This window comes from Streptomyces sp. NPDC033845 (genome assembly GCF_055576225.1).
Genome location: NZ_JBVIRI010000003.1, coordinates 211,117 through 236,170, shown reverse-complemented (window position 1 = coordinate 236,170; position 25,054 = coordinate 211,117). Strand labels below are relative to the sequence as shown.

Below are 25,054 nucleotides of genomic sequence, written 5' to 3'. Positions count from 1 at the left end.
GTTTCACACGGCTCGGGTGCTTGGAGGGCAGGGGCTTGCTTCGCGGGCTCGGATGCGCTGACCACACCGCTGGGATCCCATCATCCAACCCGTGCCGTCTGGCGCGCGGCCGGCGGGCGGGCTGGAGCGGGGCGGAGACAGGAGCGCAGGCCCGGGCGACGGGCGCGCTCGCCGCGCTGTGCGCGGCGGGTGCCTTGATGAAGTAGGGAAACTCTCACCGCACCGGCAGGAGCTGGCGGCCGTCATGGCTCCGGACGTGCGGCCCGGCCCCGTCCAGGGCGTCCAGGAGCCGGATCGCGTAGACCTCGGACATTCGCTCGGACACCTCTGTAGGCGTGAGCCACTGGACCGCGGTGGTCTCGTCGGACGTCTGCTCAGTACCCCCGGAAGGCCGGCACCGGAACACCAGGGCCACGACCCCGATGGTGATGTTTTTGTAGACCCCGGTCAGCGGGCCGACCTGGACCTGAACGCCGGTCTCCTCCAGGACCTCGCGCTTCGCGCCTTCTTCCGGGGTCTCCGTCAGCTCAAGCACGCCGCCTGGCAACTCCCACGTGCCGTTGTCGGCACGCCTGATCGCCAAAACGTGGCGGTCATCCCGGACCACCACTCCGGCAACGGACACGGAATGAAGCGGACGCTCTGCCATGCAGATCCTCCTGGACGTCGAAGCCAACGCCCCGCTCAGCTACGGTGATTCTCATGTCGCCATCACCGCTGGACACGCCTCAAGGAGCAGCGAGCCTCGCCGAATCCCTGCTTCCCCCGCTCGGTAACCGCTGGCTGCACACGCAAGCCGTTGCCGGCAGGGCAGAGGAGGCAATCAAGGCTGTTCCTGAACCCGAGCGGGACCTCCTGGTCGCGGCAGCGTGGCTGCACGATATCGGCTACGCCCCCGAACTGCGGCAGACGGGGTTCCACCCGCTGGATGGTGCTCGGCATCTGGAGTCCCTCGGAGCGCCCCGCCGGCTGGTCTGCCTGGTGGCCCACCACTCGGGTGCCACGTACGAAGCCGAGCAGCGCGGCCTCACCGCGGAACTGGCGGTCTACGAGAGGGAGGATTCGCCGCTCCTCGATGCGCTGATCTTCTCCGACATGACCACAGGCCCCGCCGGCCAACCGCTCCAGTTCGATGACCGCATTGACGAGATCCTCGTCCGCTACGAGCCTGGCAGCGAAGTTCACACGGCGATCTCCAACGCCCGCCCGTACCTCGGGGGCGCGGTCCAGCGGACACTCGACCGGCTGGCTGATCAGCCCAAGTAGGGATCCGCTGGCTGCTCCAGGCCGTGCTCGATGCGCATGCGCATGGAGGGGTGGATGTTCAGGTCGGAGAGGTGATCAGGGGCGACGAAGGCGACTTCGCGGCTTTCGCTGCTGGTCCGCGCAGCGCCCCCGGTGATCTCAGCCGAGAAGCAGATGGAGAACTGCTGCCGGACCTCGCCGTCGTCGTAGGCCATGACGTGGTGAGGGTTCGTGTACAGGCCGATCAGCCCGGTGACGCGTACCTCGAAGCCGGTCTCTTCCAGAGTCTCGCGGACCGCGGCTTGCCCAGCGGACTCGCCTACGTCTACGCCTCCGCCAGGCAGCGCCCATAGCCCGTTGTCCGTTTTGTGGATGAGCAGGACGGCGCCCTCCGCGTTGCGTGCCACGACCGTGACGGACGGGACGATGCTGTTGGCTGCGGGGGCATCGGGATCATTGAAGTAGTCGATTCGGGCCATGGTTCCAGCGTCGCACGCCCCCGGTCGCACCTCAGGCGGCGAGGCCCCGCTCCCACGCGTAGTCGAAGCTCTTCATGTAGTGCCGGAACGTCCGTGCACCGGGGATGTACCTGAAGTGCAGCACCGGGTTCTGGCCCGCAGGGGCACCCAGGACGTGGGGGTTCACGAGGATGTCGTCGTCGAACCGGTAGATCGAGTTGTAGAGGATCGTGTCGTGCAAGCGAAGCTCGACTCCAGGGGTGGCGAGCGCGGGTTGAAGGTAGCGCCGGGTGATTCGCGCTCGGGCCGCCAGGTCGCCCCCGATGCCCTCTTCGTCGCCCCGCTGCCTGACCATCTCGGAGTCGGGGTCTCCCAGCAGTATCCGGATCTGGGCTCCGGCCGTTGCCTTCTCGGCGAGCTGGTCGGCAAGGTCAGGGTGACCGTCGAAGAGGAACAAGCCCGCGTAGACCAGGATCTCAACGTGGCTGGTTGCGTTGTCGATCAGCGATGACCAGAGGTGGGCCGGGACCGCGCCACGGTGCGGGTAGTAGGTGATCAACTCAGAGGTGCTGGCCGTTTCGGCCTGTTGCGTGACCGTGGGCCACAGGTAGAGCTCGTCCACACCCAGAAGGGCCGTGGTTGCCCAGCGGTGGCCGCGATGCGGCGTTCGGTCCTTGGTGATCCACCGCTCGACGGTCTTGGGATCCACCCCGACATGCTCGGCGACGGATTGGATGGTTTCACCCTTTGCGGAGATCGATGCTCGTAACCGCTCGTTCGCCATTGCTCAGCCTCCACGGTGGGACCCTAGGGACGTTTTGACGGTACCTCAGACGTCCCTAAACGTCCATGGGGGTAGTGATGCGTCCATGTCTCTTCGCGGTTCTCTTTGGGTGTCGCCGAGAACAACAACTCGGCCTGAGCCTAGGAGACAAGAAGATGCGTCAGATTCCCGTCGACACGTCGTCCGCGCTGGTCATGGTGGCTGTTCCCCCGGCGCCGAAGGTGAAGGACCGGCGGACCGGAGAGATCGCGACCGACCCCGAGACCGGTGCCGCCATGGTTACGGTGGAGGTGCTGTTCGCCGCGAACGGTGAGGCCGAGGTCCTGGCCGTGGCGGTGCCCAAGCCGGGAGTCTCCGGCGAGCTGGTGATGGGTACGCCGGTGGCCCTGACCGGACTGATGGCCCGGCCCTGGGAGAACGAGTTCAACGGTCAGCGGCGCCACGGCATCAGCTTCCGCGCGGCTGCCGTCACCTCCATCGCCCCCGCCTCGGCCAAGGGCTGACCCGGATGTCCGGGGAGGCGCTCACCGCGCTGATCGGCTTGGTGCTGGTCGCCGCCCTGCTGGGGTGGCTGAAGTGGAAGCGGCCCGTCTGGTACTGGCTCGGCTTCGGGTGGATCGTCACCCTCATTCGGTTGCTGGTCTCGTACCGGGCGGTCATGGATGCCTGCGGGCTGACCGAGCACCCCTCCCGGTCCCGGGTCTGGATGGCGGCCGCGATGAACCGGACACCCGAACGCGCGGTCCCCAAGCTGCGGGGTGTCAGGCTCACCCGGCCCGGCCTGGTGCTGCGGTTGAAGATCCTGCCCGGCCAGGAGGTCCTGGACTTCGACGCCGCGACCGAGCGGCTGCGGCACTCCTGGCGGATGCACGGGGTGCACATCAAGGCCATGGGGCCCGGCTATCTGGAAGTGCGGCTGATCGCGTACGACGTTCTGCGCAGGGTGCAGATGCCGCGCGAGCTGCCGGCGGAACTTCTCCGAGTGCCCGTCGCCATGCGGGAGGACGGTGCCGCTCACCTGCGGGACTTCCGGGCCAGCCCGCACGAGCTGGTCATCGGTGCGACCGAGTCGGGGAAGTCCGTCTATCTGCGCGGGCTCATCAAGAGTCTGGCCTCGCAGCGGGTCGCGCTGGTCGGAATCGACTGCAAGTGGGGTGTGGAGCTGGCCCCCTTCGCCCGGCGGCTCTCCGCCCTCGCCTACACCCCGGAGGATGCCGGCGCCCTGCTCGACGCCCTGGTCGAAGAGATGACCGGCCGCTACGAGCTGATCCGAGCCTCCCAACACCTGGACTCGGACACTCCTCCGGAGTCGATCACCTCGGACGTCTGGGGCCTGCCGGAGGACATCCGGCCGGTACCGCTCGTACTGATCGTGGACGAAGTCGCCGAGCTGTTCCTCATCGCCAGCAAGGCGGACGAGAAACGGCGGGACCACCTGGTCACCCAGCTGGTGCGTCTCGGCCAGCTCGGCCGGGCCGCCGCCATCTACCTGGAAATCTGCGGCCAGCGCTTCGGCTCTGAACTCGGCACCGGTGCCACCGCCCTGCGCGCGCAGCTCAACGGTCGGGTCTCCCACCGCGTCAACGACGAAGCGTCCGCCAAGATGGCGCTGGGGGACATCAGCCTTCGTGCTGTCACCGCCGCCACGGCCATTCCCGCCGAGCGGCCCGGTACGGCTGTGATCGGCCTGGTGACCGGCGGCTGGGCCCGGATCCGGTCCCCGTTCGTCTCCCTCGACGAAGCTGCGGCTGCCTGTGCCGAGCACGAGGGCATGACCCCGGACATCCCGGTCCTGGATGCCTTTCGTCTGCACCGCCCGGCCCCGGCTGCCATCCCCGCCCCGGCCAAGCAGCCTGTCTGACCTCTCCCTGACCTCCGGTCGGCGCGACCGCCTCGTGCCGCGTCCCTACCCCTCCCATGCCTGAAACCGGAGAGGAACCCCCGCCATGCCCGCCAAGCTCCGACCGGACGCCGTCCTCGTCCAAGCCGTGATCGCCGGAGCCCTGTCTTTCGCCCACCTCCACGACCTGGCCGCAGCAGCCGGACAGGACGGCTGGAAAGCCTGGGCCTACCCGATCAGCGTGGACCTGCTCCTCGTCGCCTCCTGGCACCGCCTCCGGAGCCTGCGCGAGGCCGGAGAACCGACCCGTTCGGCGTGGACCTGGTTCGCCGTCGCCCTGGCCGCCTCCCTCGGCGCCAACGTCGCCACCGCCGGCCTCCTGGACCTGGACGCTGTCCCGGCCTGGCTGCGGATCCTCGTAGCCGGATGGCCCGCCCTGGCCTTCCTCGGCGGAACCCTCCTCGCCCACAGCCCGAGCCGATCCGAACCCGCGGATCCGGTGGACGACATCGGGCCCGTGCTCCTGAAGGCCGAGCCCGAACCGTCGGCTCCCGGCCCGGTCAGTGAGACCGAGGTACCCGAGCCGCCTACCGCTCCGGCCCTCCCCGCGCCACCGATTGAGGCAGCCATCCCGGATGCGCTCCTCGCCTACGCCCGCAAGATCGCGGCCGACCACCAGAACCGCACGGGCGGCCCGATCGACCCCGACACCCTGCGCACCCGCCTGGGAGTCCCCGCCCCGATAGCCGACGCCATCGCCCTCCAGCTCGCCTGAAAGGAACCCCACCCCATGGCCCGCTACCGCTTCCGCGACGTCCGCCGCTTCGGCCCCGTCGAGGTCGGCACCTACCTCGACCGCCACGGCCGCGAGGCCCACGCCGCCGCCTGCACGGCACCGCGGTGCGACTGGTCCGCCGACTACACCAGCCGTTCCGCCGCCGAACTCGCCGCCACCTCGCACCGCTGCCGCCCGACCCGCTGACCACCGAAGGAGAACCGCCATGGACGTCCCGCTCTGGTTCGCCCTGCTCGCCGTCGGAGTCCTCGGTGTGAAGCTCATCCGCCCGCCCTGGTGGCTCGTCGCCGTGATCCTCCTTGGCGGCTTCCTCCTGGCGGACAGCTTCCTCGCCCCAGCCATCGACACCGCGATCAACAAGTAGCCCAACCCGGAAGGAGAACAGCCGTGTTCAAGCCCCAGTACCCCACCCCCGACGCCTACGCCTACGCCACGATCCGCCCCGCCCCGGCCCCGGCCGAACAGACCACCTTGCCCACCGCTGCGCCGGTCCCGGCCTCGAAGGGCTCCGCCTTCGCCGCCCTGGCCGCCCAGTCGCCCGGGACCGCGCTGGCCCTCGCCGCCGGCGGAATCGCCGGAGTCCTCGCCCTGGCCTCCGTCGCCGTCTCCCTGCTCCTGGCCGTCGCCGTCACCGCCGTCGCCCTGTCCGTCAGCGGCGTCGTTGTCCTGCTCCTGGTCCGCGCCCTGCGCCAGGAACTCGGCCGCTGAACCGAGCCTCCTCGCCCCGGCCGGCGCCACAAGCCGCCAAGCATCGCCGCCGACCGGAGCCGCACCACCACCCCCTTCACCGACCGCACGAAGGAGAACCGTGGACCCGCAGACGCTCGCCGTATCTCTGCCGCTCGCCGCCTGGGCCGCACACACCGCGTTCCTCACCCGCCGCCTGTCGGCCGCCCGCCGGGACCCGCTCACCGGCCTGCGCACCCGCACCGGATGGACGGAGCAGGCGGAACGTTTCATCCGCCGCAACGACACCGTCGTCCTGCTCCTGGACCTCGACCGCTTCAAGGACCTGAACGACACCCACGGCCACGCCGCCGGGGACGCCGCCCTCGCCGCCACCGCGGCCCGCCTCACCGCCTGGTGCGGCCGCCACGGCATCGCCGGACGGCTCGGCGGAGATGAGTTCGTCGCCGTCCACCGCCACCCCGACTACTCCCGCGCCCTGGACGACCTCACTGCCGCGCTCAACACCCCAGTGACGTACGAGAGCAAGGAACTGCCGGTCTCGGTCTCGGTCGGCTCCTGCCGCCTGGCGAACCTGCCCCTGCCGTCCCTCCGGGACGCTCTCACCGCCGCCGACGCGGCCATGTACGCGGCCAAGGGCACCACCGGCCGCCGAAGCCCCCGCCACCTCACCCACTGACCGGCCACCGGGCGGCGCACAAGCCACCAAGCATCGCCGCCGCCCGGACAGCCGGCACCTCCCGACCGCAATCGAAAGGACCACCATCATGACCCGCCCCACCCCCCGGCCGCCCCAGATCTGCCCGAACTGCGACGGACACGCCTCCGTCGCCGTCACCCTCGGAGGGCGCGACCGCACCGGCCACCTCCGCACCATCACCGCCCACTGCCCCACCTGCCACGGCACCGGTGTCCGGCTCCTCGCCCGCCGGACGGTGACCGCGTGACCCACCTGCTCCAGGACCCGGCCACCCTCAGCGACCTGCTGAGGGTGGCCTCGGCCCCTGACCACCACCGCTGGAAAGACCAGGTCCACCGCACGGGTGGCTGCTCCGACCCGATCCACATCACCGGTTGGAGCCTCACCAAGGACAAGACCACCGGCGAGACCCTTCACCACTACTCCACCGAGGCTGAACCCGGCGCCCGGCTGCGGATCGCCTGCGGCAACCGCCGCGCTTCCCGCTGCCCCGCCTGCGCCTGGACCTACTCCGGCGACACCTACCACCTCATCCGCGCCGGCCTCGCCGGAGACGACGCACGCAACATCCCTGCCGCCGTCCGCGAACACCCTCGTGTCTTCGCCACCCTCACCGCGCCTTCCTTCGGGCAGGTCCACAATCGCCCCGCCGGCCGACCGTGCCGCTGCGGCAAGCACCACCAAGAGCAGGACGACGAACTCGGCACCGCCCTCGACCCCGGCGCATACGACTACGCAGCCGCCGTCCTCTTCAACAGCATGGCCGGCGCCCTGTGGGACCGCTTCGCCAAGCGCCTACGCCGGGAGATCGCCGCCGCAGCCGGACTGTCCCAGCGCGCCCTGAGGGACGTCGCCCGGATCTCCTACGGCAAGGTCGCCGAGTTCCAGAAGCGCGGCGCCGTCCATTTCCATGCGGTGATCCGCCTCGACGGCCCCGATGGACCCGACACGCCCCCACCGGCCTGGGCCACGACCGACCTTCTCGACCGCTCCATCCGGGCTGCCGTCGCCCACGCCTACACCTCGGTCAGCCTCCCCGCCGCAGAGGACCAGCCCGCCCGCACCTTCCGCTGGGGCACCCAGCTCGACGTCCGCCCGATCAAGGCGTTCGGCGACGGGTCCGACATCACCGAACAGGCCGTCGCTTCCTACGTCGCCAAGTACGCCACCAAGGCCGCCGAGAACACGGGCACCCTCGACCGCCGCATCGGCAACCGCGAGGCCCTGGTCCTCCTCGACGTCCCGGACCACACCGCCCGCCTGATCGAAGCCTGCCTGGACCTGGACCCGCTCTACCCGGACCGCCGCCTCGCCGCCTGGTCGCACATGCTCGGCTTCCGCGGCCACTTCTCCACCAAGTCCCGGCAGTACTCCACCACCCTCGGCGCCCTACGCGAGACCCGCGCCGACTACCGCGCCGCCCAGGAACGCGAAGCCCGCGGCCTCGCCGATACCGAGCCGGACACCGTGCTCGTCCTCGCCTCCTGGCAGTACGCCGGCCACGGCCACACCCCGGGCGAATCCGTCCTCGCCGCCACCATCGCCCGGGACATCCAGATCAACCGCCAGACCGCCCGCGAAGCCTTGAGCGCCATGGAAGGAGCTGAACAGTGAAGGACGAGTTGATGACGGTCCCGGAAGTCCTGGCCGAGTTGAAAGGGATATCCCGCCGCACCTTCTACCGATGGCGTGAGCTGGGGCTCGCACCTGAAGCCCTCAAGCTTCCGAATGGCGAGCTGCGCGTCTGGCGGAGTGACTTCCTCGCGTGGCTCCGCAGCCGCGAGGGAGTCGCCGCGTGAAGTCCACGGATGTGCGGATCTGGTCCATTCGCGTCAAACCCGGGAAACGCCCCTCCTACGAGGTCCGTTGGAAGGTCGCGGGCCTGCCCTTCTCCGAAACTCGGAAGACGAAGGCGCTCGCCGACAGCTTCAGGTCGAAGCTTCTTCGTGCCGCGCGTGATGGTGAGGAGTTCGACACGACATCGGGTCTGCCGGACTCTATGGCGGAGCGCAGAGCCTCCCTGAGCTGGTATTCCTTCGCGTTGCAGTACCTCGCGATGAAGTGGCCGCATGCGGCTCCGAACACTCGTGACGGGATCAACGAGTCGCTGACTTCCGTCACCCTGGCCCTGCTGAACGACCGGCCCGGCCGCCCGGAGGAGAGGATCCTGAGGCGGGCTCTTCGTAATTGGGCATTCGTACTTCCGGGGCCGGGTGATCGGGAAATTCCGAATGATATCGCCGCAGCGCTGCATTGGGTTTCCAAGGCTTCTCGTCCTCTCGGAGATCTCGCGGATCCTGTAGTGGGGCGCGCTGTGCTTGACTCCCTGAAAGTCAGGCTCGATGGGACTGCTGCCGCAGCGGAGACCGTGCACAGGAAGCGGCGGACCCTGGTCAATTCCATGCACTATGCGGTTGATCTCGGTGAGTTCCAGGAGAATCCCCTCGGTGCCGTTCGCTGGCAGAAGCCGAAGGTCGCCAACGACGTGGACCCCCGGGTTGTGGCGAATCCGGAGCAGGCGCGGTCGCTTCTCTGCGCCGTGTCCTATGTCGGTGGCTTCAAGCGGGCCCGGGGGCGGCGCCTGGTCGGGCTCTTCGCCGGGATGTACTTCGGGGGCTTCCGGCCCGCCGAGGCAGTGGGGTTGTCCCGGGCCGACCTCACCCTCCCGGCCGATGGCTGGGGTGAGGCGCTGCTGAACCGGTCCCGGCCGAGCGTCGGGAGGCAGTGGACCGACTCCGGCCTGAGCCATGACGACCGTGGGCTCAAGAACCGGCCTGCCGAGGAGGTGCGGCGTGTACCTATCCCGCCCCAGCTCGTCGCCGTCCTCCAGGAGCACCTCGACGCCTTCGGGACTGCCCAGGACGGGCGGCTCTTCTTCAGTGAGGGCGGGGGAGTGGTGTCGTCCTCGACCTACTACCGCGCCTGGAAGGAGGCGCGGCTCCTCGCTCTCCCGCCGGCGGCTGTCGCCTCCCCCCTTGCGCGGCGGCCGTACGATCTCCGGCACTCCGCGCTCTCCACGTGGCTCAACGCGGGGGTCGACCCGACCGAGGTAGCGGCGCGAGCGGGGAACAGCGTGGAGGTTCTCCTCGGCCGGTACGCCAAGTGCCTTGACGGCCGGCAGGAAGTCGGCAACCGGCGGATCGAGGAGCTGCTCCGCGAGTACGAGTGAGAGGTGAGCTGTTGCGGACCGAAGGCCCCCGGGGAAACCTGGGGGCCTTCGTGGTTCCTGGGCTGACCTGGGCAGTTGTGGAGAACTCCAGGCCACGGATAGGCCGCAGGGGGTGTCATGGGGCTGCATCGCCTGGCATGCGGCTGCACATACGCCAAGACCCCGTCCTCAGCGAACTCGCTGATGGCGGGGTCTTCGGGCACTTCCTGCGAAGTGCCCCCGGCAGGATTCGAACCTGCGCACACGGCTCCGGAGGCCGTTGCTCTATCCCCTGAGCTACGGGGGCGTTGTCGCTGTTTTGTGGCGACGGGTAGAACCCTACCAGCTTCCCGGGGGTGATCAGGAACGGGTTTGGGGGGCTGTGGGGGCGGGGTCGCCCGGAGGGGGTGGAAGTGGGGAAAACCCGGACGCGGGGACCCGGGGAGACCTACTCTCGAGTTGTGCCAGGCGCCTCGGGCCGAGTGCTTGTTGTCGACGACAACAAGGTCATCCGGCAGCTGATCAAGGTCAATCTCGAACTGGAGGGTTTCGAGGTCGTGACCGCGGCCGATGGTGCCGAGTGTCTGGACGTGGTCCATGAGGTGCGGCCCGACGTCATCACTCTTGATGTGGTCATGCCCCGCCTGGACGGGTTGGGAGCCGCCGCCCGGCTGCGGGCCGATCCGCGGACCCGGCATCTGCCGGTCGCCATCGTCAGTGCCTGTACCCAGTACGAGCTGGAGTCCGGGACGGCCGCCGGTGTGGACGCCTTCGTGGCCAAGCCCTTCGAGCCGGCCGAGCTGGTCATGATCGTGCGGCGGCTGGTCGAGCGGAAGCGGGTCGCCCCCGTGCGGTCCAACCCCTGAGAGGGCCCTCCGGCCGTCGGTGGACGGCCGGAGGATTTGCGGTCGCGGCCCCCTGCGGGCGGCGTTTCGGCGGTGCCCGCCAGGGGCCGCGTTCACATGGCGAAACCCTTCGCGTCCGGTGGGGGTCTCTCGCCTACGCTGGGTCCGTGAACCCCGCTGACCTCTCCCGTACCCTCGCGCGCGCCGTCCGGCGTGCCGTGGACGAGGGGGAGCTGCGCGGGGAGGTGCCCGAGCGGATCGTGGTCGAGCGGACGCGGCCCGGTGGGGTGGGGGAGTACGCCAGTGCCGTCGCCCTCCGGCTCGCCAAGCCGGCCGGACGGCCGCCCGCCGAGGTCGCCCGGCTGATCGCCGGCCGGCTGGCCGGCGAACCCGGGCTGCGGGCCGTGCACATCACCGGACCCGGCTTCCTGAACTTCGAGCTCGACCCCGTCGGCCGCGCCGAGCAGCTGGTTCGTGAGATCGGCCGCGGCCGGGGGCTTCCCGGGCCATTCCCGCCCGGTGCCGGCACCGGGCCCGTCGCCCCCGGGGGCGGGTTGCCCGCCGACGCGGATCGGGGGGCCGTGGTGCGGGCCGCCCTGCGGCGGATCGCGGGGCGGGCGGCCGTCGGTGCACCGCCGGATGCCGGGACGGACGGCTCCCGCGTGGAGCCCCTGCTCGTCGCGCCCCTGGCGCGCCGCGACTCCGTCGACGCCGTGCGCCGCCTCGGCCCCGGGCCGGTGCGCTGGGCCATGGTGGCGACACCGCCCCGGGAGACCCCGGAGATCCATGCCGGGCTCGCCGTGCAGCACGACGGCAACCCCTGCTTCCGTATCGGGTACGCCCTCGACCGGGTCCGGGCCCTCGGCCGCAACGCCGCGCTGCTCGGGTTCCGGGGCGAGCCCGGTGATCCGGCCGCCGAGGACGGCGTGCCCGTCGCCGGCGCGGAGGCGCTGGTCGCCGCCCTCGGGGAGTACCCGCTGGCCCTGGAGGCCGCCGCGCACCACCGGGAGCCCGATCGGGTGGCCCGGCAGCTGCTGGTGGTCGCCGACGCCCTGCTCGACTTCCAGTACGCCGTCCTGCCCCTCGGCGACGAGAAACCCGAGGCCGCCCACCGCGCCCGGCTGGCCCTCGCCGAAGCCGCCGGGACGGTGCTGGCCGGCGGCCTGGCCCTGCTCGGCGTGGAAGCGTCAGATCTGATCCCGTGAGTGATCCAGCCCAGCCCTTGGGGCCGATCCATCAGTGATCCCGTGAGTAGCGAGAGAGAAACATGAGCCGTTCAGCGCACCCCGCCGGACCCCGGCACGCCGATGTCCTGCCCGAGGGGCACTACTCCCCGCCGTCGGCCGACCTCAACGCCCTCGACGAGAAGGTGTGGGCCCGTACGGTCGAGCGGGGCGAGGACGGGGTCGTCCGGGTCGGTGGCATCGAAGTCACCCGGCTCGCCGAGGAGTTCGGCACCCCCGCCTACTTCCTCGACGAGGAGGACTTCCGGCAGCGCTGCCGCGCCTGGGCGCACGCCTTCGGCAAGGACGCCGACGTGTTCTACGCCGGCAAGGCGTTCCTGTCCAAGGCCGTGGTCCGCTGGCTCAAGGAGGAGGGCCTCAACCTCGACGTGTGCTCCGGCGGCGAGCTGGCCACCGCGCTGGCCGCCGAGATGCCCGCCGAGCGGATCGCCTTCCACGGCAACAACAAGTCCGCCGCCGAGATCCGGCGGGCCATCGAGGCCGGGGTCGGTCGGATCGTCCTCGACTCCTTCCAGGAGATCGCCCGGGTGGCGCACACGGCGCGCGAGCTCGGTGTCCGCCAGCCCGTGCAGATCCGGGTGACCGTGGGCGTCGAGGCGCACACCCACGAGTTCATCGCCACCGCCCACGAGGACCAGAAGTTCGGCATCGCCGTCGCCGACGGCTCGGCCGCCGAGGCGGTGCGCCGGGTCCTCGGGCACGACAGCCTGGAGCTGCTGGGCGTCCACTCGCACATCGGCTCGCAGATCTTCGACATGGCCGGGTTCGAGGTGTCCGCCAAGCGGGTGGTGCGGCTGCTGGCCGCCGTCCGCGACGAGCACGGCATCGAGCTCCCCGAGATCGACCTCGGCGGCGGCCTCGGCATCGCCTACACCTCCGACGACGACCCGCGCGAGCCGCACGAGATCGCCAAGGCGCTGAACGAGATCGTGGCCCGCGAATGCGAGTCCGCGGGCCTGCGCCCGCCGCGGATCTCCGTGGAGCCCGGCCGCGCCATCGTCGGCCCGACCGCGTTCACCCTCTACGAGGTCGGCACCATCAAGCCCCTCGAAGGGCTCCGGACCTACGTCAGCGTCGACGGCGGGATGTCCGACAACATCAGGACCGCGCTCTACGACGCCGAGTACAGCGTCGCCCTGGTCTCCCGCCGCTCCGAGGCCGAGCCGATGCTCGTCCGGGTGGTCGGCAAGCACTGCGAGAGCGGGGACATCGTGGTCAAGGACACCTTCCTGCCCGCGGACCTGGCGCCCGGCGACCTGATCGCCGTCCCCGCCACCGGGGCCTACTGCCGCTCCATGGCGAGCAACTACAACCATGTGCTCCGGCCGCCCGTGGTGGCCGTGCGCGACGGGGGTGCCCGGGTGATCGTCCGCAGGGAGACGGAGGAAGATCTCCTGTCCCTCGACCTCGGATGATGAAATAGACATCTCACTCAATGGACCGAGGATGGAATCCGCTGTCCATTGAGTGAGACTGGTTCACACAAACCGGCCCGCAACACCGCGGGCCGGGGCTGATCGAAGCGATCAAAGATCGAAAGGCGTAGGTCTCATGATGCGTACGCGTCCGCTGAAGGTGGCGCTGCTGGGCTGTGGAGTGGTCGGCTCAGAGGTGGCGCGCATCATGACGACGCACGCCGACGACCTCACGGCCCGCATCGGCGCGCCCGTCGAGCTTGCCGGTGTCGCCGTCCGCCGCCCCTCCAAGGTCCGTGACGGGATCGACCCGGCCCTGGTCACCACCGATGCGACCGCCCTGGTCAAACGCGGGGACATCGACGTGGTCATCGAGGTCATCGGCGGCATCGAGCCGGCCCGGACGCTGATCACCACCGCCTTCGAGCACGGCGCCTCCGTGGTGTCCGCGAACAAGGCACTGCTGGCCCAGGACGGCGCCGCCCTGCACGCCGCCGCCGAGCAGCACGGCCGCGACCTGTACTTCGAGGCCGCCGTGGCCGGGGCCATCCCGCTGATCCGCCCGCTGCGCGAGTCCCTCGCCGGGGACAAGATCAACCGGGTGATGGGCATCGTCAACGGCACCACCAACTTCATCCTCGACAAGATGGACTCCACCGGCGCCGGCTACCAGGAGGCCCTGGACGAGGCCACCGCGCTCGGTTACGCCGAGGCCGACCCCACCGCCGACGTCGAGGGCTACGACGCCGCCGCGAAGGCCGCCATCCTGGCCGGCATCGCCTTCCACACCCGGGTCCGCCTCGACGACGTCCACCGCGAGGGGATGACCGAGGTCAGCGCCGCCGACTTCGCCTCCGCCAAGCGGATGGGCTGCACCATCAAGCTGCTCGCGATCTGCGAGCGGGCCGCCGACGGCGAGTCCGTCACCGCCCGGGTGCACCCCGCGATGATCCCGCTCAGCCACCCCCTGGCCTCCGTCCGCGAGGCCTACAACGCGGTCTTCGTCGAGGCGGAGGCCGCCGGGCGGCTCATGTTCTACGGTCCGGGAGCGGGCGGCGCGCCGACCGCCTCGGCCGTGCTCGGCGACCTGGTCGCCGTCTGCCGCAACAAGCTCGCCGAGGCAACGGGGCCGGGCGAGTCGGCGTACACCCAGCTGCCGGTCAGCCCCATGGGAGAGGTCGTCACCCGCTACCACATCAGCCTCGATGTGGCGGACAAGCCGGGTGTCCTCGCTCAGGTCGCGACCGTGTTCGCCGAGCACGGGGTGTCCATCGACACCGTCCGTCAGCAGGGGAAGGACGGTGAGGCCTCCCTCGTCGTCGTCACCCACCGTGCGCCCGACGCCGCCCTCTCCGGGACCGTCGAGGCGCTGCGGAAGCTGGACACCGTCCGCGGTGTCGCCAGCATCATGCGTGTTGAAGGGGAGTAAGGACCCATGAGCAGCAATCGCACCCACCAGTGGCGCGGCATCATCGAGGAGTACCGGGACCGCCTGCCGGTGACCGCGGAGACCCCCGTGGTGACGCTCCGCGAGGGCGGTACTCCGCTGGTACCCGCGCAGGTGCTCTCCGAGCGCACCGGCTGTGAGGTCCACCTCAAGGTGGAGGGGGCCAACCCCACCGGGTCCTTCAAGGACCGCGGCATGACCATGGCGATCACCCGGGCCAAGGAGGAGGGCGCCAAGGCGGTCATCTGCGCCTCCACCGGCAACACCTCCGCCTCCGCCGCGGCCTACGCGGTACGGGCCGGGATGGTCTCCGCGGTGCTGGTCCCGCAGGGCAAGATCGCGCTGGGCAAGATGGGCCAGGCGCTGGTGCACGGCGCGAAGATCCTCCAGGTGGAGGGCAACTTCGACGACTGCCTGACGCTGGCCCGCCGGCTGTCCGACAACTACCCGGTGGCGCTGGTCAATTCGGTCAACCCGGTGCGCATCGAGGGCCAGAAGACGGCCGCGTTCGAGATCGTGGACGCGCTCGGCGACGCCCCCGACATCCATGTGCTGCCGGTGGGCAACGCGGGCAACATCACCGCGTACTGGAAGGGCTTCAAGGAGTACAAGGCCGACGGCCTGTCCTCCCGTACGCCCCGGGTGTGGGGTTTCCAGGCCTCCGGTTCGGCGCCCATCGTGCGCGGGGAGGTCGTCAAGGAGCCGCACACCATCGCCACCGCGATCCGGATCGGCAACCCGGCCTCCTGGGACTACGCGCTGGCCGCGCGGGACGAGTCGGGCGGCTTCATCGACGAAGTGACCGACCGTCAGATCCTGGCGGCCTACCGGCTGTTGGCCTCGCAGGAAGGCGTGTTCGTGGAGCCCGCCTCGGCCGCCTCGGTGGCCGGCCTGCTCAAGGCCGCCGAGCTGGGCCTGGTCGACCCGGGCCAGAAGATCGTGTGCACCGTCACCGGCAACGGCCTGAAGGACCCCGACTGGGCGATCGCCGGCGCACCGCAGCCGGTCACCGTCCCGGTGGACGCCGAGGCCGCCGCGATCCGGCTCGGCCTGGTCTGACCCGACCGGGTTCCGGTTCCCGGCAGGGGGCCGGAACCCGGCAATTGGGTGTGTACGCGGCCGAAACCATCGGGCCGCCGCCCCACGACCCGCGACACGCATCGTGCGCCCGCCGTGCGCCCTATGTCGCGACAGAACCTTCCTTCGATAGGCTGTACTTACATCCGCCACCGCGCACCTGACGCGGTGCTGCCCCGTGGGCCTTCGGGTGTCGGTCGTTCTCCAGTACATTCACAGCGGAAGATCCCAAGATCTCGCACAGTCACAAGGAGTGTCATCGAGCGATGGCAGGTCCCGCCTTCCGCGCCGCCGCCGTACGGGTGCGCGTCCCCGCCAGCAGTGCCAATCTCGGCCCCGGCTTCGATGCCCTGGGCCTGGCCCTGGGGCTCTACGACGACGTGGTCGTCCGGGTGGCCGACTCCGGCCTGAACATCGACATCGCCGGCGAGGGCGCGGACACGCTGCCCCGCGACGAGAGCCACCTCCTCGTACGCTCCATGCGCACCGCCTTCGACCTGCTCGGCGGACAGCCGCGCGGCCTGGAGGTCGTCTGCGCCAACCGGATCCCGCACGGCCGCGGACTCGGCTCCTCCTCGGCCGCCATCTGCGCCGGCATCGTCGCCGCCCGCGCCGTCACCATAGGCGGCGAGGCCAAGCTGGACGACGCGGCCCTGCTGGAACTCGCCACCGAGATCGAGGGCCACCCCGACAACGTCGCCGCCTGCCTGCTCGGCGGCTTCACCCTCGCCTGGATGGACGGCGGCAGCGCCAAGGCGATCCGTATGGACCCCGCCGATTCCATCGTTCCGGTGGTCTTCGTGCCCTCGAAGCCGGTGCTCACCGAGACCGCGCGCGGCCTGCTGCCGCGCTCCGTCCCGCACGTGGACGCCGCCGCCAACGCGGGCCGCGCGGCCCTGCTCGTGGAAGCCCTGACCAGGCGCCCCGAGCTGCTGCTGCCCGCCACCGAGGACCGGCTGCACCAGGAGTACCGGTCCCCGGCCATGCCCGAGAGCGTGGCCCTGGTGAACCGACTGCGGGCGGACGGAGTCCCCGCGGTCATCTCCGGCGCGGGCCCCACGGTCCTCGCGCTGGTCGACAACGGTGCGGCCGACAAGGTCGCGCAGCTCGCCGGCGACGGATGGGCCGCCAACCGGCTCGCCCTCGACGCCGCGGGCGCGAGCGTGCTCCCCCTGGGCAACCAGGGCGGCTGACGACCGACACGGGAACGGGGCGGTCGGGCAGTCCGCCCCACCCGCCCGTGCGGGAGTGCGCGATTGCCGGTGAGTGAGAGGGGGAATGTCTGTTGGATCCGGTAGTGTTAGTCTCAAGTGCGCATCCGAAGCCGCCAGGGCTCGGTGCTCAGTGTCCCCATCAGGGACCACCTTTCTTCCGGGAGCCCCCCCAACTGCTTTGATCGCTGCCAAGCAGTTGCGAGCACGCTCCGGAATCGGCGTGACACATTCCCACGCTTTCAGCTGGGGGGCTTCTCGCCGGAACCCCTGCACGTACCTCCTCCGCCGTATCGGGACGTATCGATAGCGGCGGACCACCGCCCCGGCACGGTCCACACCTAGGACCGCGGTCGGACAGCACAACCGGTCGCCGAGCCAGACAGGCCGACGTCCGCTCCAGGGAAGGACCCTTCGTGAGCGACACCACCGATCTGATGGGCGTTGCCGACACCTCCGTCGACACCAGTGCCCCCGCCGCGGGCGCCGCCGCACCCAAGCGCCGCCGCTCCGGCACCGGCCTTGAGGGCATGGTCCTCGCCGAGCTTCAGCAGGTCGCTTCCGGCCTCGGTATCAGGGGCACCGCGCGGATGCGCAAGAGCCAGCTGATCGAGGTCATCAAGGAGGCGCAGGCCGGAAGCGGCGGCGCCCCGAAGGCCACCGCGGAACCGGCGGCCGAGACCAAGCCGAAGCGGCGCGCCACCAGCAAGGCCCGCACCGGCGAGGCCGCCGCCCCCGCCGCCGAGAAGGCCGTCGCGGCTCCGGCCGAGAAGCCGGCCGCGCAGGCCCAGATCGAGATCCCGGGCCAGCCCGCCAGCGAGGACGCTCCGGTCGGCGAACGCCGCCGCCGCCGCGCCACCGCCCCCTCCGGCAGCCCCGAGTCCGCCACCTCGGCCACCACCGTGGTGGCGACCGAGGCGAAGACCGAGGCCGCCACCGCGCAGCCCGAGGCCCGTACCGAGACCGCCACCGCCGGTCAGGAGGCCGGCGAGGGCCGCGGCCGCCGCGACCGCCGTGACCGCGGCGACCGTGCCGAGCGCGGCCAGCGCGACCGCCGCGACCGCGGCCAGGGCGAGCAGGCCGCCCAGGGCGGCGGCCAGCAGGACCGTGCCGAGCGCGGCGACCGCGCCGAGCGCGGCCAGCGCGACCGCCAGCAGCAGGGCGGCGGCCGCGGCCAGGGCCAGCAGACCCAGGGCCAGGGCGGCCAGGGCCGGCAGGACAACGGTCCGCAGGACGACTTCGACGACCAGGACGGCCGTCGCGGCCGCCGCGGCCGCTACCGCGACCGCCGTGGCCGCCGTGGCCGCGAGGAGTTCGGCCCGAACGAGCCGCAGGTCGCCGACGACGACGTGCTGATCCCCGTCGCGGGCATCCTCGACATCCTCGACAACTACGCGTTCATCCGGACCTCGGGCTACCTGCCCGGCCCGAACGACGTGTACGTCTCCCTCGCCCAGGTCCGCAAGAACGGCCTGCGCAAGGGCGACCACGTCACCGGTGCCGTGCGCCAGCCCAAGGAAGGCGAGCGCCGCGAGAAGTTCAACGCGCTGGTCCGCCTGGACTCCGCGAACGGGATGGCCGCCGAATCCGGCCGAGGCCGCCCCGAGTTCAACAAGCTCACCCCGCTGTACCCGCAGGACCGGCTCCGTCTGGAGACCGACCCGGGTGTGCTGACGACCCGCATCATCGACCTCGTCTCGCCCATCGGCAAGGGCCAGCGCGGTCTGATCGTGGCCCCGCCGAAGACCGGCAAGACCATGATCATGCAGGCCATCGCCAACGCGATCACCACGAACAACCCCGAGTGCCACCTGATGGTCGTCCTGGTCGACGAGCGTCCGGAAGAGGTCACCGACATGCAGCGGTCGGTCAAGGGCGAGGTCATCTCCTCGACCTTCGACCGCCCGGCCGAGGACCACACCACCGTCGCCGAGCTGGCCATCGAGCGCGCCAAGCGCCTCGTGGAGCTGGGTCACGACGTGGTCGTCCTGCTGGACTCGATCACCCGTCTGGGCCGCGCGTACAACCTCGCGGCGCCCGCCTCCGGCCGCATCCTGTCCGGTGGTGTCGACTCGACCGCGCTGTACCCGCCGAAGCGCTTCTTCGGTGCCGCGCGCAACATCGAGGACGGCGGCTCGCTGACCATCCTGGCCACCGCGCTCGTCGAGACCGGCTCGCGCATGGACGAGGTGATCTTCGAGGAGTTCAAGGGCACCGGCAACATGGAGCTCAAGCTCGACCGGAAGCTCGCCGACAAGCGGATCTTCCCGGCCGTGGACGTGGACCCCTCGGGCACCCGCAAGGAGGAGATCCTCCTCAACAGCGAGGAGCTCGCCATCGTCTGGAAGCTGCGCCGGGTGCTGCACGCCCTCGACTCGCAGCAGGCGATCGAACTGCTCCTCGACAAGATGAAGCAGACCAAGTCGAACGCCGAGTTCCTGATGCAGATCGCGAAGACGACCCCGGCCGGCAAGAACGACGACTGACGGCCCGTCGCCGACGCACCCTGCGCCGCCCCCACCCGACCGGGTGGGGGCGGCGCTGTCATAGGATCACCGGACCGCCCAACTCCACGGCAGAAAAGAAGGATGACGCGCGTGCACATACGCACTTCGCGCCTCGCGGTCCCCGTTGCCGTCTCCGTCCTCGCCCTGTTCGGTACAGGACTGACGGCCACCGGCGCGCAGGCCGCGGGAGACCCCGCTCCCACCCAGCGGGAACTCGGCGAGCGCATCGCCAAGTCGATGGCGGCCGACCAGCTGGAGCGCGGCGCCAAGCGCCCCGCCCCCAAGCCGTCCGGACCGCCCAAGGCGAGTCCGATGATCATCGGTGGCAAGCCCGAGACGATCGCGAACGCGCCCTGGATGGCGCAGCTCCACTACCTCGACGACAAGAACACCCCCGCCACCGGCGACGACGAGGCCTACTTCTGCGGCGGCACGGTGGTCGCCCCGACGAAGATCCTCACCGCGGCGCACTGCGTCGAGGGCCTCGACTGGGCCAAGGACAGCGTGGTCGTGGTCGGTGCCACCCAGCAGCCGACCACCGGCGCCGGCGGGGTCACGGACTGGCACGGCGGCACCCCCGTCACGGTCCGCCGCCAGTGGTTCGACCCCGGGTTCGACCCGTACTCGCTCGACAACGACGTGGCCGTGCTGACCCTGAGCAAGCCGGTCGGCGTCAAGCCGCTGCCGATCGCCCGCAGCAGTGACACCGGCCTCTACAAGGCGGGCGCGAACGCGGACGTCTACGGCTGGGGCCGGCACACCTCCAAGAGCCAGGCCCTGTCGCCCGCGCTCAAGAAGGCCACCCTCCCGCTGGTCTCCGACGCCACCTGCGCCGGATTCTGGGGAGGCGAGTTCATCACGGGCCACATGACCTGCGCGGGCAAGCCCGCCACCGGCTCCGACACCGGCACCACCATCACCTGCAACGGCGACTCCGGCGGCCCGCTCGTCCTGGGCGGCCGGCTGATCGGCGTGGTCTCCTGGGGCGCCGAGGGCTGCGTCTACAAGGGCTCCTACGCGGCCTACGCCAAGGTCAGCACCTACGCGGGCGTGATCCGGGCCCGGGTCGCCGACACCGACTGGACCCAGGACGGCATGGCCGACCTGCTGGCCCGCCGGGCCTCGGACGGCAAGCTCATCCCGTACCAGTCCAAGGGCAAGAGCCTGACCGCCCAGGCGGCCGTCACCGGTGACTTCAAGTCCACCAACACGGCCGTCCAGACCGACCTCGACATGGACGGGGTCCAGGACATCGTCCGCCGGGTCTCCACCGGCGAGCTGTACTGGAACCACCAGGTGGCGGGCAAGGGCTGGCAGCAGACCCTGGTCACCAAGGGCTGGCAGACCCGGCGGGCGATCGTCGCCCCCGGCGACGTCACCGGCAACGACGCCCCCGACCTGGTCACCGTCGACGCGGCCGGCCGGCTCCGGATCCACCCGGGCAACGCCAAGGGCGGCTTCGCCCCCGAGATGGACGGCGGGCCGGGCTGGCAGATCTACTCCGAGATCCGCGGCCACGGGGACCTGACCGGCGACGGGAAGGCGGACCTCATCGCCCGCACCCCGGCCGGCGCGGTCTACCTGTACAAGGGCACCGGCACCGCGGGCCTCAGCACCTTCGCGCCGCGGGTCCAGATCGCCACCATGGGATCGGCGTTCACGGCCCTGGCCACCCCGGGCGACGTGAACAAGGACGGCAAGGCCGACCTGATCGCCCGCGAGGGCGACACCCTGTGGCTGTACCCGGGCACCGGGAAGTCCACGGGTGCGACCTTCGCCACACGCCAGAGCCTGGGAACCGGCTGGAAGCAGTTCAACCTTTTCGGCTGAAACCGCAGGTAAGACGGCAAACGGCGACGCTGCGGCGTCCCTCCTGTGCCCACCGTGTCCGCACGGTGGGCACAGTCGTGTCCCGGCCGCCCGTGGAACCCTTGGAAGGCGTCCGCCGTCTGTGTCAGAGGCAAGCGGGGAGTCAGGGACAGGGACACGGGACAGGACTGAGGAGCTCATGAGCGAGGACAACAGGGGCCGGGGCCACCGGGCCGCGGGAGGCCGGCGAAGGCGGGCGCCCGGACAGCGCCGCAAGGGCCTGCGGATCGCCGCGTGGAGCGCCGCCGGAGTCCTGGTCCTCGGCGGGGCGGGCCTCGGGTACTTCTACGTGAAGTTCAACGGCAACATCAAGAGCGTGGACATCGACGCCGCCCTCGGCACCGACCGGCCCGCCGACGTGGACAACGGCTCGATGGACATCCTGGTCCTCGGCTCGGACTCGCGCGGCGGCGACAACTCCTCGTACGGCAGGGACGACGGCGGCTCCGCCCGCTCCGACACCGCGATGATCGTCCACCTCTACGAGGGCCACCAGAAGGCCGCCGTGGTGTCGATACCCCGGGACACCCTGGTCACCCGGCCCTCCTGCAGGACGGACGACGGCCGGACCGACCCCGGCGGCCCGCGCCGGATGTTCAACGAGTCCTTCACCGTCGGCGGGGCCGCCTGCGCGGTCAAGACCGTGGAGCAGCTGTCGGGGATCCGGATGGACCACTACCTGGAGGTCGACTTCACCGGCTTCAAGGAGATCGTCGACAAGCTCGGCGGGGTCGAGCTCACCACCACCAAGCCGATCAAGGACGGGGCCAGCCACCTCGACCTCCAGGCCGGCACCCACAAGCTGAACGGCGAGCAGGCCCTCGGCCTGGTCCGCACCCGCAAGAGCGTCGGCGACGGCAGCGACCTGGGCCGAATACAGCTCCAGCAGGCCTTCATCAAGGCGCTGATCAAGCAGGTCAAGGGGGTCGGGGTGTTCGACAACCCCAGCCGGCTGCTGGGCCTCGCCGACACCGCCACCAAGGCGATCACCACCGACTCCAAGCTCGGCGACGTGAAGTCGCTGATGGGCTTCGCCTCCGGGCTCCAGGGCATCGACTCCCAGGACATGCACATGATCACGCTGCCGGTGGCGGGGGACACCATCGACCCCAACCGGGTCGTCCCGCTCCGCAAGGAGTCCGGGCTGGTGTGGGAGGCCCTGCTGGCCGACCGGCCGATCCCCGCCGAGGCCACCAGGAACTCGGCGGGCGACAAGGGCACCGCCGGCACCGTCGTCCGCTAGGCGGCGCACGGGCCGGACGCGAGCCGGACGCGAACCGGATCCGCGCCGGACGCGAACCGGATCCGGGCCGGAATAGACCCGCGCCCCGCCCTGTTGTAAGCGGCGTCATCGAGATTTTGTCAGGCGGGCCAGTCCTGGCAGACTGGTACGTCGGCCCCGGTTCACGCATGGAGCAATTCCGCGTCCTGCGACCCGGCGCCCTCCCGAAACTAGGAGACACCTTGAAGCGCGAGATCCACCCCGAGTACGTCGAGACCCAGGTCAGCTGCACCTGCGGCGCGTCGTTCACCACCCGTAGCACCCTCACCAACGGCAACATCCGTGCCGAGGTCTGCTCCGAGTGCCACCCGTTCTACACGGGCAAGCAGAAGATCCTCGACACCGGTGGCCGCGTGGCCCGCTTCGAGGCCCGCTTCGGCAAGGCTGCGGCCGCCAAGAAGTAGCGCGACCCCGGCGCCGGTCTCCGGCCGCCCCCTGAACACGCGGGGGCGGCCGGGCCGGCGCCTTTGTCGTCCCGCAGTCCGTAGCCCTTTCGCACTTTCACCCCAGGAGTCCCCCGATGTTCGAGGCGGTCGAGGAACTGGTCGGCGAGCACGCCGACCTTGAGAAGAAGCTCGCCGACCCATCGGTGCACTCCGATCAGGCCAACGCGCGCAAGCTGAACAAGCGCTACGCGGAGCTGACCCCGATCGTCGCCACCTACCGGGCGTGGAAGCAGACCGCCGAGGACATCGAGACGGCCAAGGAGTTCGCCGCCGACGACCCGGACTTCGCCGCCGAGGCCAAGGACCTGGCCGTCCAGCGCGAGGAGCTCACCGAGAAGCTCCGCCTGCTGCTCGTCCCCCGCGACCCCAGCGACGACAAGGACGTGCTCCTGGAGGTCAAGGCCGGCGCCGGCGGCGACGAGTCCGCCCTCTTCGCGGGCGACCTGCTGCGCATGTACCTGCGCTACGCCGAGCGCGTGGGCTGGAAGACCGAGATCATCGACGCCACCGAGTCCGAGCTCGGCGGCTACAAGGACGTCCAGGTCTCCGTCCGCACCAAGGGCGGCAACGGGGCCACCGAGCCCGGCCAGGGCGTCTGGGCCCGGCTCAAGTACGAGGGCGGGGTGCACCGCGTCCAGCGCGTGCCCGCCACCGAGTCCCAGGGCCGCATCCACACCTCCGCCGCCGGCGTGCTCGTCACCCCGGAGGCCGAGGAGGTCGAGGTCGAGATCAACATGAACGACCTGCGGATCGACGTCTACCGCTCCTCCGGCCCCGGCGGCCAGTCCGTCAACACCACCGACTCGGCCGTGCGCATCACGCACCTGCCGACCGGTGTGGTCGCCTCCTGCCAGAACGAGAAGAGCCAGCTCCAGAACAAGGAGCAGGCCATGCGCATCCTGCGCTCCCGGCTGCTGGCCGCCGCCCAGGAGGCCGCCGAGCAGGAGGCCTCCGACGTGCGCCGCAGCCAGGTGCGCTCGGTGGACCGGTCCGAGAAGATCCGTACGTACAACTTCCCGGAAAACCGCATCTCCGACCACCGCACCGGATTCAAGGCGTACAACTTGGACCAGGTGCTCGACGGAGACCTCGACTCGGTCATCCAGGCCTGCGTCGACGCGGACTCGGCAGCGAAGCTCGCCGCAGCGCAGTAAAGCCCCGCACCACCCCCCGTACGACAGCAGCCCGGAGGACCAGCGCAGATGAACTTGCTGCTTGCCGAGGTGGCCCAGGCCACCCAGCGGCTGGCCGCCGCCGGCGTGCCGTCACCGCGCTTCGACGCCGAGGAGCTCGCCGCCTGGGTGCACGGCGTCAAGCGGGGGGAACTGCACCACGTCCAGGACACCGACTTCGACGCCCGCTACTGGGAGGCCATCGCCCGCCGCGAGGCCCGCGAACCCCTCCAGCACATCACCGGCCGGGCCTTCTTCCGCTATCTGGAGCTCCAGGTCGGACCCGGGGTGTTCGTCCCCCGGCCGGAGACCGAATCGGTGGTCGACTGGGCCATACAGGCCGTCCGCGCCATGGACGTGGTCGAGCCCCTGATCGTGGACCTGTGCTCCGGCTCCGGCGCGATCGCCCTGGCCATGGCCCAGGAGGTGCCGCGCTCCCGGGTGCACGCCGTGGAGCTCTCCGACGACGCCCTGGTCTACACCCGGAAGAACGCCGAGGGCTCCCGGGTCACCGTCCACCAGGGGGACGCGCTCAGCGCCCTGCCCGAGCTGGACGGCCAGGTCGACCTGGTGATCTCCAACCCGCCGTACATCCCGCTCACCGAATGGGAGTACGTCGCCCCCGAGGCCCGGGACCACGACCCCGAGATGGCCCTGTTCTCCGGCGAGGACGGCCTGGACACCATCCGGGGCATCGAGCGCACCGCCCACCGGCTGCTGCGGCCCGGCGGCATCGTGGTCGTCGAGCACGCCGACACCCAGGGCGGCCAGGTGCCGTGGATCTTCGCCGAGGAGCGGGGCTGGGCCGACGCCGCCGACCACCCCGACCTCAACCGGCGCCCGCGCTTCGCCACCGCCCGCAAGGCCCTGCCGTGAGCTCC

At 70.9% G+C, this 25,054-nt stretch carries 27 protein-coding genes and 1 tRNA gene; 24 read left to right on the top strand and 4 right to left on the bottom strand.

All coding sequences use genetic code 11. The features are described from left to right. Positions 1-214 precede the first annotated feature (214 nt). Positions 215-649 carry an NUDIX hydrolase gene (locus ACZ50K_RS08120; protein ID WP_468899021.1) on the bottom strand — a complete coding sequence of 145 codons (435 nt, stop codon included), beginning with the start codon at positions 647-649 and terminating at the stop codon, positions 215-217. A 53-nt stretch (positions 650-702) separates the two neighbouring features. Here ACZ50K_RS08120 and ACZ50K_RS08115 point away from each other — a divergent pair, with 53 nt between their 5' ends. Beyond that, positions 703-1,266, top strand: coding sequence for an HDIG domain-containing metalloprotein (locus ACZ50K_RS08115; RefSeq protein WP_468899018.1), 564 nt, complete (start codon positions 703-705; stop codon positions 1,264-1,266). Here the strand turns inward: ACZ50K_RS08115 and ACZ50K_RS08110 are convergent. Then, the gene (locus tag ACZ50K_RS08110; RefSeq protein ID WP_468899016.1) at positions 1,254-1,724 is read right to left on the bottom strand and encodes an NUDIX hydrolase; all 471 of its coding nucleotides are present in this window, start codon (positions 1,722-1,724) and stop codon (positions 1,254-1,256) included. The genes ACZ50K_RS08115 and ACZ50K_RS08110 overlap by 13 nt on opposite strands. Positions 1,725-1,755: 31 nt before the next feature. Then, complete coding sequence (locus ACZ50K_RS08105) at positions 1,756-2,487, bottom strand: XRE family transcriptional regulator (protein ID WP_468899014.1); 732 nt, start codon at positions 2,485-2,487, stop codon at positions 1,756-1,758. A 155-nt stretch (positions 2,488-2,642) separates the two neighbouring features. Here ACZ50K_RS08105 and ACZ50K_RS08100 point away from each other — a divergent pair, with 155 nt between their 5' ends. The 11 genes from ACZ50K_RS08100 (at position 2,643) to ACZ50K_RS08050 (ending at position 9,679) form a co-directional block, all read left to right on the top strand. Then, positions 2,643-2,990 carry an SCO3933 family regulatory protein gene (locus ACZ50K_RS08100; protein ID WP_468899011.1) on the top strand — a complete coding sequence of 116 codons (348 nt, stop codon included), beginning with the start codon at positions 2,643-2,645 and terminating at the stop codon, positions 2,988-2,990. 5 nt (positions 2,991-2,995) lie between these two features. Next, positions 2,996-4,348 carry an FtsK/SpoIIIE domain-containing protein gene (locus tag ACZ50K_RS08095; RefSeq protein WP_468899008.1) on the top strand — a complete coding sequence of 451 codons (1,353 nt, stop codon included), beginning with the start codon at positions 2,996-2,998 and terminating at the stop codon, positions 4,346-4,348. A gap of 85 nt (positions 4,349-4,433) precedes the next feature. Further along, positions 4,434-5,102 carry a DUF2637 domain-containing protein gene (locus tag ACZ50K_RS08090; protein ID WP_468899005.1) on the top strand — a complete coding sequence of 223 codons (669 nt, stop codon included), beginning with the start codon at positions 4,434-4,436 and terminating at the stop codon, positions 5,100-5,102. A 15-nt stretch (positions 5,103-5,117) separates the two neighbouring features. Then, positions 5,118-5,309 carry a mobile element transfer protein gene (locus ACZ50K_RS08085; protein ID WP_468899003.1) on the top strand — a complete coding sequence of 64 codons (192 nt, stop codon included), beginning with the start codon at positions 5,118-5,120 and terminating at the stop codon, positions 5,307-5,309. Positions 5,310-5,328: 19 nt separating this feature from the next. After that, positions 5,329-5,487: a hypothetical protein gene (locus ACZ50K_RS08080; RefSeq protein WP_107084747.1), complete on the top strand. Its 159-nt coding sequence runs from the start codon at positions 5,329-5,331 to the stop codon at positions 5,485-5,487. Positions 5,488-5,510: 23 nt separating this feature from the next. Continuing rightward, positions 5,511-5,831 carry a hypothetical protein gene (locus ACZ50K_RS08075; protein ID WP_468899000.1) on the top strand — a complete coding sequence of 107 codons (321 nt, stop codon included), beginning with the start codon at positions 5,511-5,513 and terminating at the stop codon, positions 5,829-5,831. Positions 5,832-5,931: 100 nt separating this feature from the next. Next, the gene (locus tag ACZ50K_RS08070; protein ID WP_468898998.1) at positions 5,932-6,489 is read left to right on the top strand and encodes a GGDEF domain-containing protein; all 558 of its coding nucleotides are present in this window, start codon (positions 5,932-5,934) and stop codon (positions 6,487-6,489) included. An 88-nt stretch (positions 6,490-6,577) separates the two neighbouring features. After that, positions 6,578-6,757, top strand: coding sequence for a hypothetical protein (locus ACZ50K_RS08065; RefSeq protein ID WP_468898996.1), 180 nt, complete (start codon positions 6,578-6,580; stop codon positions 6,755-6,757). Next, a complete protein-coding gene (repSA, locus tag ACZ50K_RS08060; RefSeq protein WP_468898993.1) occupies positions 6,754-8,124 on the top strand; it encodes a replication initiator protein RepSA in 1,371 nt (456 codons plus the stop codon). Before ACZ50K_RS08065 ends, repSA begins: the two co-directional genes overlap by 4 nt. An 11-nt stretch (positions 8,125-8,135) precedes the next feature. Beyond that, the gene (locus ACZ50K_RS08055) at positions 8,136-8,309 is read left to right on the top strand and encodes a helix-turn-helix transcriptional regulator (protein WP_468899880.1); all 174 of its coding nucleotides are present in this window, start codon (positions 8,136-8,138) and stop codon (positions 8,307-8,309) included. Further along, positions 8,306-9,679: a tyrosine-type recombinase/integrase gene (locus ACZ50K_RS08050; RefSeq protein WP_468898991.1), complete on the top strand. Its 1,374-nt coding sequence runs from the start codon at positions 8,306-8,308 to the stop codon at positions 9,677-9,679. The genes ACZ50K_RS08055 and ACZ50K_RS08050 overlap by 4 nt, the downstream gene beginning before the upstream one ends. A gap of 214 nt (positions 9,680-9,893) precedes the next feature. Here the strand turns inward: ACZ50K_RS08050 and ACZ50K_RS08045 are convergent. Further along, positions 9,894-9,965 (bottom strand) — tRNA-Arg (locus ACZ50K_RS08045). Between the two features lie 106 nt (positions 9,966-10,071). On the opposite strand from ACZ50K_RS08045, the gene ACZ50K_RS08040 reads away from it, so the two are divergent. From ACZ50K_RS08040 to prmC, 12 genes are all read left to right on the top strand, one after another. Next, on the top strand, positions 10,072-10,524 hold the full coding sequence (locus tag ACZ50K_RS08040; RefSeq protein ID WP_468898988.1) for a response regulator: 453 nt from the start codon (positions 10,072-10,074) through the stop codon (positions 10,522-10,524). Between the two features lie 146 nt (positions 10,525-10,670). After that, complete coding sequence (gene nrtL, locus ACZ50K_RS08035; protein WP_468898985.1) at positions 10,671-11,708, top strand: ArgS-related anticodon-binding protein NrtL; 1,038 nt, start codon at positions 10,671-10,673, stop codon at positions 11,706-11,708. A gap of 62 nt (positions 11,709-11,770) precedes the next feature. Then, positions 11,771-13,162: a diaminopimelate decarboxylase gene (gene lysA, locus ACZ50K_RS08030; RefSeq protein WP_468898983.1), complete on the top strand. Its 1,392-nt coding sequence runs from the start codon at positions 11,771-11,773 to the stop codon at positions 13,160-13,162. 139 nt (positions 13,163-13,301) lie between these two features. Beyond that, positions 13,302-14,591, top strand: a complete 1,290-nt coding sequence (locus ACZ50K_RS08025) for a homoserine dehydrogenase (RefSeq protein ID WP_468899877.1) — start codon at positions 13,302-13,304, stop codon at positions 14,589-14,591. A gap of 6 nt (positions 14,592-14,597) precedes the next feature. Next, positions 14,598-15,668, top strand: a complete 1,071-nt coding sequence (gene thrC, locus ACZ50K_RS08020) for a threonine synthase (RefSeq protein WP_468898980.1) — start codon at positions 14,598-14,600, stop codon at positions 15,666-15,668. Between the two features lie 284 nt (positions 15,669-15,952). Beyond that, complete coding sequence (gene thrB, locus ACZ50K_RS08015) at positions 15,953-16,879, top strand: homoserine kinase (protein WP_468898977.1); 927 nt, start codon at positions 15,953-15,955, stop codon at positions 16,877-16,879. Positions 16,880-17,313: 434 nt separating this feature from the next. Further along, positions 17,314-19,383: a transcription termination factor Rho gene (gene rho / locus ACZ50K_RS08010; RefSeq protein ID WP_468898974.1), complete on the top strand. Its 2,070-nt coding sequence runs from the start codon at positions 17,314-17,316 to the stop codon at positions 19,381-19,383. Positions 19,384-19,485: 102 nt separating this feature from the next. Then, positions 19,486-21,234 (top strand): trypsin-like serine protease, encoded by a 1,749-nt coding sequence (locus ACZ50K_RS08005; RefSeq protein WP_468898972.1) that lies wholly within the window; start codon positions 19,486-19,488, stop codon positions 21,232-21,234. A gap of 178 nt (positions 21,235-21,412) precedes the next feature. Beyond that, a complete protein-coding gene (locus ACZ50K_RS08000) occupies positions 21,413-22,516 on the top strand; it encodes an LCP family protein (protein ID WP_468898970.1) in 1,104 nt (367 codons plus the stop codon). Between the two features lie 221 nt (positions 22,517-22,737). After that, positions 22,738-22,959, top strand: coding sequence for a 50S ribosomal protein L31 (gene rpmE / locus ACZ50K_RS07995; protein WP_468898967.1), 222 nt, complete (start codon positions 22,738-22,740; stop codon positions 22,957-22,959). A 116-nt stretch (positions 22,960-23,075) separates the two neighbouring features. Continuing rightward, positions 23,076-24,155, top strand: a complete 1,080-nt coding sequence (prfA, locus tag ACZ50K_RS07990) for a peptide chain release factor 1 (protein ID WP_468898964.1) — start codon at positions 23,076-23,078, stop codon at positions 24,153-24,155. Between the two features lie 48 nt (positions 24,156-24,203). Then, complete coding sequence (gene prmC / locus ACZ50K_RS07985; RefSeq protein ID WP_468898961.1) at positions 24,204-25,049, top strand: peptide chain release factor N(5)-glutamine methyltransferase; 846 nt, start codon at positions 24,204-24,206, stop codon at positions 25,047-25,049. The last annotated feature ends 5 nt before the right edge of the window (positions 25,050-25,054 follow it).